Here is a 12,372-nt window from a genome sequence, read left to right on the forward strand (position 1 = left end):
CCGGGCTAGATCAGCCCGTGCTCGCCCAGATAGTCCAGCTGGGCCCGGACCGACAGTTCCGCCGCCGGCCACAGCGAGCGGTCCACGTCGGCGTAGACGTGGGCGACGACCTCGGCCGGGGTGCGGTAACCGTTCTCGACGGCGGTCTCCACCTGGGCGAGCCGGTGGGCGCGGTGGGCGAGGTAGAACTCCACGGCGCCCTGGGCGTCCTCCAGGACCGGTCCGTGGCCCGGCAGGACGGTGTGCACGCCGTCGTCCACCGTCAGGGACCGCAGCCGCCGCAGGGAGTCCAGATAGTCCCCGAGCCGCCCGTCCGGGTGCGCCACGACCGTCGTACCGCGCCCGAGGACGGTGTCCCCGGTCAGCACCGCCCGGTCGGCCGGGAGATGGAAGGACAGCGAGTCCGCGGTGTGCCCGGGCGTGGGCACGACCCTCAGCTCCAGGCCGCCGACGGTGATCACGTCCCCGGCGGACAGGCCCTCGTCGCCGAGCCGCAGGGCCGGGTCGAGCGCCCGCACGCGCGTGCCGGTCAGTTCCGCGAACCGGGCGGCGCCCTCGGCGTGGTCGGGGTGACCGTGGGTCAGCAGGGTCAGGGCTATGCGCCGGCCGGCCTTCTCCGCCGTGTCCACCACGTTGCGCAGATGGCCGTCGTCCAGCGGGCCGGGGTCGATCACCACGGCCAGGTCGGAGCCGGGCTCGGCGACGATCCAGGTGTTCGTGCCGTCCAGGGTCATCGCGGAGGGGTTGGGCGCGAGGACGTTGACCGTCCGTTCGGTGGCCGGCCCGGACAGCACTCCGCCCCGGGGCTGTCCCGGCAGCGCGCTCGCGTCGGTCATGCGGGACCTCCACCGGGGGCCGAGGGGGTGGTCGTGGGCGTGGCCGGGCGGGGACCGGCCGGGGCGGCGTCCGCCGGGCCGCCCGCCGGTGTCCCGGTCGCCGTGGGCGTCGCGGGTGCCGTCGGCACCGGCCCGGCGGCCGTGGGGATGTGCTTGGTGAACTCCTCGTGCCCGGGCCAGGAGAGGACGATCTCGTCGCCCTGGAGGCGGGCGCTCGCCCGTACCGGGGTCAGCTCGCGCGCGGGCGCGTCGGCGAGGGCCTCGGCGGCCGTGCCGTAGGGCAGCAGCTGGCGCAGGGCGGCGATGGTGGGCGGCATCATCAGCAGCTCGCCCCGGTCGTAGCCGGCGGCGGCCTCGGCGGGGCGGATCCACACCGTGCGGTCGGCCTCCGTGGAGGCGTTGCGGGTCCGCTGGCCCTCCGGGAGGGCGGCCACGAAGAACCACGTGTCGTAGCGGCGGGCCTCGAACTCCGGGGTGATCCAGCGGGCCCAGGCGCCCAGCAGGTCCGAGCGCAGCACCAGGCCGCGCCGGTCGAGGAACTCGGCGAAGGACAGCTCGCGCGCGACCAGGGCGGCGCGGTCGGCCTCCCAGTCGTCCCCGGTGGTGTCGCCGACGACCGAGTCCGGGTCGGGCCCGGCGAGCAGCACGCCGGCCTCCTCGTACGTCTCCCGTACGGCCGCGCAGACGATCGCCTGGGCGCCCGCGGCGTCGACACCGAGCCGCCTCGCCCACCACGCGCGCGGGGGGCCCGCCCAGCGGATCTGACGGTCGTCGTCGCGCGGGTCGACACCGCCCCCGGGATACGCGTACGCGCCTCCGGCGAAGGCCATGGAGGCGCGTCTGCGCAGCATGTGGACGACCGGGCCGTCCGGGGTGTCCTTCAGGAGCAGCACCGTGGCCGCGCGCCGGGGGGTCACCGGGGTGAGCGAACCGTCCGCGAGCGCGCGGATGCGGTCCGGCCACTCCGGGGGGTACCACTGACCGTTCGCCATGGCCGGAGGCTATCCCGTACCGGGCGATTGTTCGAGAGGTGCCCGAGGGCCGCGGGAAGGGCGGCGCCCTACTGGGCCAGCTCCACCTGGATCTCGACCTCGACCGGCGCGTCCAGCGGCAGCACCGCGACGCCGACCGCACTGCGGGCGTGCACGCCCTTCTCGCCCAGGACCTCGCCGAGCAGTTCGCTGGCGCCGTTGACCACACCGGGCTGCCCGGTGAAGTCGGACGCGGAGGCGACGAAGCCGACGACCTTGACCACGCGCGCGACGCTGTCCAGGTCGCCGACGACGGACTTCACGGCGGCCAGCGCGTTCAGCGCGCAGGTACGGGCCAGCTGCTTGGCCTCCTCCGGGGTGACCTCGGCGCCCACCTTGCCGGTGACCGGCAGCTTGCCGTCCACCATCGGCAGCTGCCCGGCGGTGTAGACGTACGCCCCGGACCGCACGGCCGGCTGGTACGCGGCCAGGGGCGGTACCACCTCCGGCAGGGTCAGGCCCAGCTCGGCCAGCCTGGCCTCGACCGCGCTCACGCCTGCTTCTCCCGCTTCAGGTAGGCCACGAGCTGCTCCGGGTTCGGCCCGGGAACGACCTGGACGAGTTCCCAGCCGTCCTCGCCCCAGTTGTCCAGAATCTGCTTCGTGGCATGGACGAGCAGCGGCACGGTTGCGTATTCCCACTTGGTCATGGGCCGACTGTAGCCGCTGTGCCGACAGGGACGGTGACCTGCGTTGTCCACAGCCTCCCGCGTGCGAGTCGGCCGGACTGGTTAGTCTCGAAGGCGTGAGCAGGCTCCAGGTCGTCAGCGGCAAGGGCGGGACCGGAAAGACGACGGTCGCCGCCGCACTCGCGCTGGCCCTCGCGACCGAGGGGAAGCGGACGCTTCTCGTGGAGGTCGAGGGCCGGCAGGGCATCGCCCAGCTCTTCGAGACGGAGGCGATGCCCTATGAGGAGCGGAAGATCGCGGTCGCTCCGGGCGGCGGGGAGGTGTACGCCCTCGCGATCGACCCCGAACTGGCCCTTCTGGACTACCTCCAGATGTTCTACAAGCTAGGGAGCGCGGGCCGCGCCCTGAAGAAGCTCGGCGCGATCGACTTCGCCACCACCGTCGCGCCCGGCCTCAGAGACGTCCTGCTGACCGGCAAGGCGTGCGAGGCGGTGCGCCGCAAGGACCGGACCGGGCGGTTCGTGTACGACTACGTCGTCATGGACGCCCCGCCGACCGGCCGTGTCACCCGCTTCCTGAACGTCAACGACGAGGTGGCGGGCCTGGCGAAGATCGGCCCCATACACAATCAGGCGCAGGCCGTGATGCGGGTGCTGAAGTCACCGGAGACCGCGGTCCACCTGGTGACGCTGCTGGAGGAGATGCCGGTCCAGGAGACCGCCGACGGCATCGCCGAACTCCGCGCGGCCCGGCTGCCGGTGGGCCGGGTCATCGTGAACATGGTCCGGCCGCGGGTGCTGGACGAGGCCGACCTGGAACTCGTACGGACCGTGGAGCGTTCTTCTGTCGCACAGGCGCTCTCCGCGGCCGGTCTGGGCGGGGCCCGGCGCGGCGGGAACGCCGAGAAGCTGGTGGACCCCCTGCTGGAGCAGGCCGCGGAGTACGCCGAGCGGTACACGCTGGAGCAGGAGCAGCGGGCGGTCCTCACCGAACTGGGCCTGCCGCTGCACGAACTGCCGCTGCTCGCCGAGGGCATGGACCTGGCGGGCCTGTACGAACTCGCCACCGAGCTGCGGAAGCAGGGGTTGTCATGAGTACGGACCCGGCCGAGGCATCCGGGACGGCACAGGGGCCCGAGCAGGCCCGCCGTCTTTCGTCCGCGCGCGTGCTGGACGTGGACCCGCTGCTGGACGACCCGAAGACCCGGATCGTGGTGTGCTGCGGCTCGGGCGGGGTCGGCAAGACGACGACCGCGGCGGCGCTCGGGCTCAGGGCCGCCGAGCGGGGCCGCAAGGTGGTCGTGCTGACCATCGACCCGGCCAAGCGGCTGGCCCAGTCGATGGGCATCGACTCCCTCGACAACGTGCCCCGGAGGGTGAAGGGCACCGAGGGCGACGGCGAGCTGCACGCCATGATGCTCGACATGAAGCGCACCTTCGACGAGGTCGTGGAGGCGCACGCGGACCCCGCGCGGGCCGCCGCGATCCTGGCGAACCCCTTCTACCAATCGCTCTCGGCGGGCTTCGCGGGCACGCAGGAGTACATGGCGATGGAGAAGCTGGGCCAGCTGCGGGCGAGGGACGAGTGGGACCTGATCGTGGTCGACACCCCGCCGTCCCGCTCGGCGCTGGACTTCCTGGACGCGCCCAAGCGGCTCGGCTCCTTCCTGGACGGCCGGCTCATCCGCCTGCTGACCGCGCCGGCGAAGCTCGGCGGGAGGGCCGGGATGGCCTTCCTCAACGTCGGCATGTCGATGATGACGGGCACGCTGGGCAAGCTGCTGGGCGGTCAGCTACTGAAGGACGTGCAGACGTTCGTGGCCGCGATGGACACCACCTTCGGCGGTTTCCGCACCCGCGCCGACGCCACGTACAAACTCCTCCAGGCGCCCGGCACGGCGTTCCTGGTGGTGGCGGCCCCGGAACGGGACGCGCTGCGCGAGGCGGCGTACTTCGTGGAGCGGCTGGCCGCGGAGCGCATGCCGCTGGTGGGCCTGGTGCTGAACCGCGTCCATGACAGCGGTGCCGGCCGGCTGTCGGCCGAGCGGGCGCTGGCAGCCGCGGAAAATCTTGAGGACCCCCGCATTGTGGATCAGGGGGGCGGGAAAGCTGGTCTTCGTAACTCTCCCGACGCACACGGCAGTTCACGATCCTCCGCACCGGAGACCGCGGCCCCTGCTCCCGAGGAAGGCTCCCCCGCCGACACGGAGCGCTCGGTCGACCGGCTCACCGCGGGCCTGCTCAGACTGCACGCCGAGCGCATGCGGCTGCTCGCCCGCGAGCGGCGCACCCGCGACCGCTTCACCGCCCGCCACCCCGAGGTGGCGATGGTCGAGGTACCCGCGCTGCCCGGCGACGTCCACGACCTCGCGGGCCTGCGCGACATCGGAGACCTGCTGGCAGCGGCCGAGCGACCGGAACGGACGGAGCACATATAGGCACCCGCACACGGCTCATGCCGGTCCTTCACGCATGGCTGCGGCTGGCCGCGGCTGACCCCGGCCTGACCGGACGAGCCTGGAGGAGAGGCCCTCAGCTCACCGCGGCGTAGTTCTCGTACACCTCGTCGTTGTCGAGGGACACGATTCCCGCGCCCCGCTCGTACTCCGAGCGGGCGGTTTCCAGGAGCCTGCGCCAGGAGGTCACGGTGGGCCGCCGACGCAGCAGCGCACGGCGCTCACGCTCCGTCATGCCTCCCCACACGCCGAACTCGACGCGGTTGTCCAGCGCGTCGGCCAGGCACTCGGTGCGTACCGGGCATCCGGTGCACACCGCCTTGGCTCTGTTCTGCGCTGCTCCCTGAACGAACAGTTCATCCGGATCGGTAGTGCGGCAGGCGGCCTGCGCACTCCAGTCGGTTACCCAGCCCATACCGGCGCCGTCCTCTCCCGAATCGAGGCTCCCCCACGGCGGCAGCGGCATATTCACCGCCGCCAGTTGAGGACGTTACGGAAGGTGGGGACAGTGCAACACCCCCTTCGGGCCCAATCTTGAATGGCCCGAACGGACTATGGGTAAGCGGCAGATCACCCGCGGGAGTGAGCTGGCGACATATGTGATTCTCCCGGCAAACCGGGGCAGTCGCGGTGGGCCGTCCCGGGCGCCGGGCGGCCCTCGGGCCCGTCCCCCACTGGGAAAAAGGCCCGTTCCCCGAGAATTTCCGGGCGGATCCGGAACGATCCGGGGTAGCCGGGCGTAGGAATAGGTGACCGCTCGGCTGTGACAGTTGAGAGCAGCTTAGGCCAATGCCTGTGCGCGTGTCCGGCGAATGGGAACGGAGACTTCCCTCTTTGCCGGCCCGTGGCGGAGGCCCGCGCCCCGGCGAGCCCTCGGGCCGTACGTCACGATCGGCACTCGGAAACATCCCGACAAGCGGTCGCTCCCTCGGAACGCTCAACAGTACGGATTAGGCTGCCCCCATGCCAAAGAAGCGCTCGGGCGGTGGTCTGTCGCCCATGCAGCAGGCCGCCAAGTTCCTCGGTGTCAGTGTGCTCGCCGGAGCCGTCATGGCGGGCATCGCGCTGCCCGCGGCCGGAGCGCTGGGCCTCGCGGCCAAGGGCTCGGTCAAGGGCTTCGACGAGATCCCGGCCAACTTGAAGAGTCCCCAGCTGAGCCAGCGCACCACCATCCTGGACAGCCAGGGCAAGCAGATCGCGACCGTCTATTCCCGCGACCGTACGGTGGTGGACCTCAAGGACATCTCGCCGTACATGCAGAAGGCGATCGTCGCGATCGAGGATTCGCGCTTCTACAAGCACGGTGCGGTCGACCTCAAGGGCGTGCTGCGGGCCGTGAACAAGAACGCGCAGGAGGGCGGGGTCGCCCAGGGCGCCTCCACGCTCACCCAGCAGCTGGTGAAGAACTACTTCATCGAGGAGGCCGGCGACGACCCGACGAAGGTCGCCGAGGCCACCCAGCAGACCCTGGGCCGCAAGATCCGCGAGCTGAAGTACGCCATCCAGATCGAGGACAAACTCGGCAAGAAGAAGATCCTCGAGAACTATCTGAACATCACCTTCTTCGGCGAGCAGGCCTACGGCGTCGAAGCCGCCTCCCAGCGCTACTTCTCCAAGCACGCCAAGGACCTGAACCTCCAGGAGTCGGCGCTGCTGGCCGGCATCGTCCAGTCCCCGAGCCGGTACGACCCGGTCAACGACGAGGCGGAGGCCACCAAGCGGCGCAACACCGTGCTCCAGCGGATGGCTGAGCTGGGCGACATCTCCCAGAAGGAGGCCGAGCAGGCGAAGCGGAAGCCGCTCGGCCTGCACACCAGCCGCCCCAAGAACGGCTGCATCACCGCGGTCAAGGGCGCCGGCTTCTTCTGTGACTACGTCCGCCAGGTCCTCCTCACCGACCCGGTCTTCGGCAAGACCAAGGAGGCGCGGGCCAAGCTCTGGAACCGGGGCGGACTGACGATCCGCACGACGCTCGACCCGCAGGCACAGGAGTCCGTGCAGGACTCCGTCAGGGACCACGTCAACCGGAGCGATGCCGTGGCGACCGCCGCGACCGTCGTCGAGCCCGGCACCGGCAAGATCCTCGCCATGGGCCAGTCCCGCCCGTACGGCGTCAACGTCAACAACGGCGAGACGACGATCAACCTGTCCGTGAACGCGGACATGGGCGGCGGCGCCGGCTACCAGCCCGGTTCCACGTTCAAGCCGATCGTCGCCGCGGCGGCCGTCGAGGGCGGCAAACCCGCGACCCAGGAGTACTCGTCGCCGTACGAGATGGCCTACCCGAGCCCGGTGGCCGCCTGCGACGGCAAGGTGTGGCGCAACGACCCGAGGCGGCCGGAGAAGCTGAAGAACGAGAACGACTCGGAGCACGGCCCGTACGGCATGGCGGAGGCCACCGCGAAGTCGGTCAACACCTACTACGTCCAGCTGATCAGCGACATCGGTATCTGCCCGGTCATCGACATGGCCAAGAAGATGGGCGTGGCCCGCGCCGACGGCCGCAAGATCGACCAGGCGCCCTCCATCGCGCTCGGCACCCAGGAGATGTCCCCGCTGACGATGGCGAGCGCGTACGCCGCCTTCGCCTCGCGCGGCACGTACTGCACCCCGGTCGCCATCGAGTCGGTCACCCAGAAGGCCGGCAGCACGCAGAAGACGCTCCGGGTGCCGAGGACGACCTGCTCACGGGCCATGTCGGAGAACACCGCGGACACGATCAGTACGCTCCTCAAGGGCGTCGTCGAGGACGGCACGGGCAAGGAGGCCGGCCTCGGCAGCCGCCCGAGCGCGGGCAAGACGGGTACGACGGATGAGCGCTTCGCGGCCTGGTTCGTCGGCTACACCCCGAACATGGCGGGCGCGGTCTGGGTCGGCGACCCGCAGCACAAGCGCAAGATGACCAACATCACCATCGGCGGCGTCCCGCACGACAAGGTCTACGGCGGCGAGGTCCCGGGCCCGATCTGGCGCGACATGATGTCCGGCGCGCTGGAGGGCAAGCCCGCCCCGGACTTCCATCTGATCGACCTTCCCGACGACAGCCATGAGGAGGACGATCAGGGAAAAGGCGACCGGGGGGCGACGGACGACCACAACGGTGAGGCGACGGGGCAGGTGACGGGGGGACTGATCGGCGGCCTGCCGAACGGCGGCACCACTGGCGGCGGCCCCACCGCGGGCGCTCTCGGCGGCGCGTTCCCGACGCCGACGTTCTCCCTGCCCGAGCACGTCATCCAGGGGCAGGGGAATGGCGGGAACGGCCGGGACGGCGGGAACAACGGGAACGGCCACGGGGGCAGGCAGCACTAGGCCTGCTGTGACCGTGCTGGTCAGCGCGGCGGGGCCGCACCTCCGGGAGGGGGTGCGGCCCCGCGGCCGTGGAGAGGGGGTGCGGCGGTGCGGCCTCACGGTCGTAGAAAGGGAGCGGGAGCGACAGTCGGGCACCCGCTCGGGGGACCAGGGGAACCAGGGGAACCAGAGGGCGGCAGCGCGCGCAGGCCGGACCGTGCACGGTGCCGGTCCGGGGCGGTGCCGGTCCGGGTCGGGCGGTGCCGGTCCCGGGCGGGCGGTCAGCCCTGGAGGAGCTTCTTCACCGCGGCGGCGACCCGGCCGCCCTCGGCCTGGCCGGCCACCTTCGGGTTCACGATCTTCATGACGGCGCCCATGGCCCGCGGTCCCTCGGCACCGGCCGCCTTCGCCTCCGCCACGGCCTGGGCGACGATCGCGTCCAGCTCCTCGTCGGAGAGCTGCTTGGGCAGGTAGCCGGCGAGCACCTCGCCCTCCGCCTTCTCCCGCTCGGCCTGCTCGGCCCGGCCGCCCTGCGCGAAGGCATCGGCCGCCTCACGGCGCTTCTTCGCCTCGCGGGTGATCACCTTGAGGACCTCGTCGTCGGAGAGCTCCCGCTTCTCCTTGCCCGCGACCTCCTCCTTGGTGATCGCGGCGAGGGTCAGCCGGAGCGTCGAGGAGCGGAGCTCGTCGCGCTCCTTGATCGCGGCGTTGAGGTCGTCCTGCAGCTTCGACTTGAGCGTGGTGGTCATGGCCCGATTGTCGCAGGTGCACGGCAGCCCGTGCCCGTCCATTTAGCCGCCGGCGCCTGTCCCCCGGTCGCCGCCACCCGCCTCTCCAGCCGTCGGAGATGCCCCGCCCGCCCGACCCGGTGGCCGGTCCCGGTGTGCCCAACGGGTCTGACACGATGGACAGATGCGCGCGCGATACGGAATCCCCCTGGGAATCGTGGCGGCCGGCACCGCCGGCCTGGTCTATGCGGCGGGCTTCGAGGCCCGTTCCTTCCGCCTCCGACGGGTCACGGTCCCCGTCCTGCCCCCGGGCATGCGCCCGCTGCGTGTGCTCCAGGTCTCCGACATCCACATGGTCGGCGGCCAGCGCAAGAAGCAGCGCTGGCTGCAGTCACTGGCCGGGCTGCGCCCCGACTTCGTGATCAACACCGGGGACAACCTGTCGGACCCCGAGGGCGTCCCGGAGGTGCTGGACGCCCTGGGTCCGCTGATGGAGTTCCCGGGCGCGTACGTCTTCGGCTCCAACGACTACTACGGCCCCAAGCTGCGCAACCCCGCCCGCTACCTGCTGGAGAAGGCGAGCGGCCGGCACGGGCTGAACGGCAACGCGCCGGCGGTGGGCGCGATCCACAACCCGTGGGAGGACCTGCGGGACGGCTTCGACGCGGCGGGCTGGCTGAACCTCACCAACACCCGGGGGGTCCTCAAGGTCGAGGGCGTCTCCATCGAGCTGACCGGCCTGGACGACCCGCACATCAAGCGGGACCGCTACACCCGGGTGGCCGGCGGACCCACGGGGACGTACGACTTCTCACTCGGCGTGGTCCACGCGCCGTACCTGCGGGTCCTGGACGCGTTCACGGCGGACGACTACCCCCTCATCCTGGCCGGCCACACCCACGGCGGCCAGCTGTGCATCCCCTTCTACGGCGCCCTGGTCACCAACTGCGACCTGGACACGGACCGCGTGAAGGGCCTCTCCACGCACACGGCAGAGGGCCGTACGTCCTACCTCCACGTCTCGGCCGGCTGCGGCACCAACCGCTACACCCCGGTCCGCTTCGCCTGCCCACCGGAGGCGACGCTGCTGACACTGGTGGAACGGGCGTAGGGGAGAAGCGGAGGGGGCGGAGAGGGGACGACGGTCGGCCGTCGGCTGCGGCTGCGGCTGCGGCTGCGGCTGCGGCTGCGGCTGCGGCTGCGGCTGCGGTAACGACTGCGACTGCCGCTGCGGCTGCGGCTCGATCTGGACGGACGGGCGCCGAGCCGGGGCGGATCGGCCGGAAGGTCAGTCGAGAGGCCAGTCGGGAGGCCAGCCGGGAGGCCAGCCGGGAAGACTCGCACGGTGACCGGATGACCCACCCGGCCCAATCCACCTGGCCGCGCCCCTGCCCCGCTCCTAGCGTGAGGGCCATGACCGCCCCGATACCCAGGGACATCCCGGACCTGCCCGCGGTCCCGGGCCCGCCCGTCCTGCTGCCGGCCCCGGTGCCGGCCACGGCGGTGGTGGCCCCGGTCCGTCGCCCGTCGGCCGCGGTGTTCCGTCTGCTGACCGCCGTGACGGCAGCGGGCGGAGTCGCGCTGGAACTGCTGCTGGGCAGCCCGGCCCGCGTGCTGAGCTACTTCAGCGTCCAGGCCACCGCCCTGCTGGCCGTGACCATGTTCCTGTCGGCGACGACGGCCTGGCGGGCCCGCCGCCCGCTCCCGTCGGCGGTGACAGGCGCCGCGCTCCTCTACGCCGTGACCGGCGCGCTGGTCCACCACCTGCTCCTGGCCCACACCACGCCCCCGTTCTCCATGACCGGCACGACTACGGCCCCGGAACGCTGGCACGCCCAGTGGACGGCGCTCCAGATACTCCACGTGCTGGCCCCGGCGGCGGCCGTACTGGACTGGCTCCTGTTCACCCCCGCCGCCCGCCTACGCCTCCGCCAGACCGTGGCCTGGCTCCTCTACCCCCTGGCCTACCTGGCCTTCGTCTTCACCCGAGCGGCGTTCCTCCCGCCGTCCGACCCGTCCCGCCGCCTCTACCCCTTCCTGGACGTGACGTCCCACGGCTACCGCGGCAGCCTGGCGAACACCCTCCTCCTGGGCCTCGCGATCTATGCCCTGGCGCTCCTCCTGGTGGCCCTGGACCACACCCGCCCGTCCCCGACCCGCCACCGCGTCTGAACCGGATTTCGCCTACAGCCCCCAGTGGGCTAAAGTAAACGTCGTCGCCGCGGGAGCAGCGACACCGGGGTGTAGCGCAGCTTGGCAGCGCGCTTCGTTCGGGACGAAGAGGTCGTGGGTTCAAATCCCGCCACCCCGACGCCGTAGTACCAGGTCAGGGGCCTGATCCGCTTAGCGGGTCGGGCCCCTGAGTGGTTTCTGGGACCGCTCGGGAGAAATTTGGGAGAAGATCTTGGTCGAGGTCTCCCAGGGGGTGACTGGTGTGGCCGTCTCAAGTGCGGCAGCTGAGGGCACTCGGACCCCCGTGAACGGGGCTATCCAGGACGGCTGCGACGCCGTGATCACTGCTGCCATGTTGAGATCGTCCCACTACCCCGGAGCCTAGAGTTACGGAGTCAGTACCGGTCAGAAAATCGCTCGGTGGTCCCGTCACCGGCCGGTACGGTGCGATGCAGAACCAAGCGGGATGAGCTGGTGCGTCCAGTGCTGCTGGTGGATGTGGACGGACCGCTGAACCCGTATGCCGCGAAGCCGCACCGTCGGCCGGAGGGCTATCAGACGCACCGCCTGCCGACCCCTCGGTGGGAGGCTGCCGAGCGGCGCCGGCTGACTGAGTGGGGGCTGCCGAACAAGCCCGTGAAGCCGCTGCGGGTGTGGCTCAACCCGGATCACGGCCCGGCGCTGGGTGCGCTTCCTTTCGACCTGGTGTGGGCGACAACGTGGGAGGAAGAAGCCAACACCTTCGTCGCGCCCGTCCTCGGACTGCCCGAGCTGCCCTTCATTTCCTGGCCCTCGCCTCGGCCCGAGCCCGGGGACGGTGTGTTCTGGAAGACGCCCGAGGTCGTCGCGTGGGCGAAAGGCCGTGCGTTCGCCTGGATCGACGACGAGATCACAGAGGCGGATCGTACGTGGGTGAAGAAGCACCACGACGGTCCCGCCCTACTGCATCGAGTCGACCCGCGATGCGGCCTTGCCATCGACGATTTCGCCGCGCTGACGGCATGGGCAACCGGCCTGGACTGACTCCGCAACCGGTCGGCAACCGTCTGCGACGCCGCCCTGTCTGATCATTGCGGGACAAGTCTTACGCAACGGCTCCGTGGACACAAAGGGGCAGAGAAGGCGTCGCCTGCCCAGCTGTCGCTGCTTCGTGAAAACTGACCCCCTGGCAGTCTCCGAATCTTGACCCCTCCGGACTCTTGGAGGGTGCTGAACGTGGAGGACTGGGCAG

12 protein-coding genes and 1 tRNA gene are annotated in these 12,372 nt (G+C 71.3%); 7 read left to right on the plus strand and 6 right to left on the minus strand.

The genetic code is table 11. From position 1 onward, the window contains the following. Nucleotides 1-5: 5 nt before the first annotated feature. The 4 genes from AB0E62_RS33065 to AB0E62_RS33080 all read right to left on the minus strand — a co-directional run bounded on the left by AB0E62_RS33065 (nucleotide 6) and on the right by AB0E62_RS33080 (nucleotide 2,516). Entirely contained in the window at nucleotides 6-836 is an 831-nt protein-coding gene (locus tag AB0E62_RS33065) for an MBL fold metallo-hydrolase (RefSeq protein WP_362202292.1), read from the minus strand. Beyond that, nucleotides 833-1,828: an NUDIX hydrolase gene (locus AB0E62_RS33070; RefSeq protein ID WP_362202295.1), complete on the minus strand. Its 996-nt coding sequence runs from the start codon at nucleotides 1,826-1,828 to the stop codon at nucleotides 833-835. The genes AB0E62_RS33065 and AB0E62_RS33070 overlap by 4 nt, the downstream gene beginning before the upstream one ends. 68 nt (nucleotides 1,829-1,896) lie before the next feature. Beyond that, on the minus strand, nucleotides 1,897-2,361 hold the full coding sequence (locus AB0E62_RS33075; RefSeq protein ID WP_362202298.1) for a RidA family protein: 465 nt from the start codon (nucleotides 2,359-2,361) through the stop codon (nucleotides 1,897-1,899). Continuing rightward, nucleotides 2,358-2,516: a DUF4177 domain-containing protein gene (locus AB0E62_RS33080; RefSeq protein ID WP_086024262.1), complete on the minus strand. Its 159-nt coding sequence runs from the start codon at nucleotides 2,514-2,516 to the stop codon at nucleotides 2,358-2,360. Before AB0E62_RS33080 ends, AB0E62_RS33075 begins: the two co-directional genes overlap by 4 nt. A 95-nt stretch (nucleotides 2,517-2,611) precedes the next feature. On the opposite strand from AB0E62_RS33080, the gene AB0E62_RS33085 reads away from it, so the two are divergent. Beyond that, a complete protein-coding gene (locus AB0E62_RS33085) occupies nucleotides 2,612-3,589 on the plus strand; it encodes an ArsA-related P-loop ATPase (RefSeq protein WP_362202301.1) in 978 nt (325 codons plus the stop codon). Continuing rightward, nucleotides 3,586-4,932, plus strand: coding sequence for an ArsA family ATPase (locus tag AB0E62_RS33090; protein ID WP_362202304.1), 1,347 nt, complete (start codon nucleotides 3,586-3,588; stop codon nucleotides 4,930-4,932). The genes AB0E62_RS33085 and AB0E62_RS33090 overlap by 4 nt, the downstream gene beginning before the upstream one ends. A 94-nt stretch (nucleotides 4,933-5,026) precedes the next feature. Here the strand turns inward: AB0E62_RS33090 and wblA are convergent, their stop codons facing one another. After that, nucleotides 5,027-5,365 (minus strand): transcriptional regulator WblA, encoded by a 339-nt coding sequence (gene wblA, locus AB0E62_RS33095; RefSeq protein WP_030606400.1) that lies wholly within the window; start codon nucleotides 5,363-5,365, stop codon nucleotides 5,027-5,029. A gap of 548 nt (nucleotides 5,366-5,913) precedes the next feature. Between wblA and AB0E62_RS33100 the strand changes: the two genes are divergently transcribed. Next, nucleotides 5,914-8,262 (plus strand): transglycosylase domain-containing protein, encoded by a 2,349-nt coding sequence (locus tag AB0E62_RS33100; RefSeq protein ID WP_362202307.1) that lies wholly within the window; start codon nucleotides 5,914-5,916, stop codon nucleotides 8,260-8,262. Nucleotides 8,263-8,522: 260 nt separating this feature from the next. On the opposite strand, the gene AB0E62_RS33105 is transcribed toward AB0E62_RS33100, so the two are convergent. Continuing rightward, complete coding sequence (locus tag AB0E62_RS33105) at nucleotides 8,523-8,990, minus strand: GatB/YqeY domain-containing protein (RefSeq protein WP_362202310.1); 468 nt, start codon at nucleotides 8,988-8,990, stop codon at nucleotides 8,523-8,525. A gap of 163 nt (nucleotides 8,991-9,153) precedes the next feature. Here AB0E62_RS33105 and AB0E62_RS33110 point away from each other — a divergent pair, with 163 nt between their 5' ends. From AB0E62_RS33110 to AB0E62_RS33125, 4 genes are all read left to right on the plus strand, one after another. Beyond that, nucleotides 9,154-10,080, plus strand: a complete 927-nt coding sequence (locus tag AB0E62_RS33110) for a metallophosphoesterase (RefSeq protein ID WP_362202313.1) — start codon at nucleotides 9,154-9,156, stop codon at nucleotides 10,078-10,080. A gap of 302 nt (nucleotides 10,081-10,382) precedes the next feature. Then, entirely contained in the window at nucleotides 10,383-11,141 is a 759-nt protein-coding gene (locus AB0E62_RS33115; RefSeq protein ID WP_362202316.1) for a Pr6Pr family membrane protein, read from the plus strand. A gap of 65 nt (nucleotides 11,142-11,206) precedes the next feature. Continuing rightward, nucleotides 11,207-11,280, plus strand: a tRNA-Pro gene (locus tag AB0E62_RS33120). 332 nt (nucleotides 11,281-11,612) lie between these two features. Then, the gene (locus tag AB0E62_RS33125; RefSeq protein WP_362202322.1) at nucleotides 11,613-12,164 is read left to right on the plus strand and encodes a hypothetical protein; all 552 of its coding nucleotides are present in this window, start codon (nucleotides 11,613-11,615) and stop codon (nucleotides 12,162-12,164) included. Nucleotides 12,165-12,372: the final 208 nt, after the last annotated feature.

It is taken from the genome of Streptomyces sp. NPDC038707 (genome assembly GCF_040636485.1).
In the GTDB taxonomy this organism is placed as follows: Bacteria; Actinomycetota; Actinomycetes; order Streptomycetales; family Streptomycetaceae; genus Streptomyces.

What these genes read in the sequence shown, in the direction of transcription:
- AB0E62_RS33065 (WP_362202292.1), bottom strand. Translation starts at nt 836, where the DNA reads ATGACCGACGCGAGCGCGCTGCCGGGACAGCCCCGGGGCGGAGTGCTG.
- AB0E62_RS33070 (WP_362202295.1), bottom strand. Translation starts at nt 1,828, where the DNA reads ATGGCGAACGGTCAGTGGTACCCCCCGGAGTGGCCGGACCGCATCCGC.
- AB0E62_RS33080 (WP_086024262.1), bottom strand. Translation starts at nt 2,516, where the DNA reads ATGACCAAGTGGGAATACGCAACCGTGCCGCTGCTCGTCCATGCCACG.
- AB0E62_RS33090 (WP_362202304.1), top strand. Translation starts at nt 3,586, where the DNA reads ATGAGTACGGACCCGGCCGAGGCATCCGGGACGGCACAGGGGCCCGAG.
- wblA (WP_030606400.1), bottom strand. Translation starts at nt 5,365, where the DNA reads ATGGGCTGGGTAACCGACTGGAGTGCGCAGGCCGCCTGCCGCACTACC.
- AB0E62_RS33100 (WP_362202307.1), top strand. Translation starts at nt 5,914, where the DNA reads ATGCCAAAGAAGCGCTCGGGCGGTGGTCTGTCGCCCATGCAGCAGGCC.
- AB0E62_RS33105 (WP_362202310.1), bottom strand. Translation starts at nt 8,990, where the DNA reads ATGACCACCACGCTCAAGTCGAAGCTGCAGGACGACCTCAACGCCGCG.
- AB0E62_RS33110 (WP_362202313.1), top strand. Translation starts at nt 9,154, where the DNA reads ATGCGCGCGCGATACGGAATCCCCCTGGGAATCGTGGCGGCCGGCACC.
- AB0E62_RS33115 (WP_362202316.1), top strand. Translation starts at nt 10,383, where the DNA reads ATGACCGCCCCGATACCCAGGGACATCCCGGACCTGCCCGCGGTCCCG.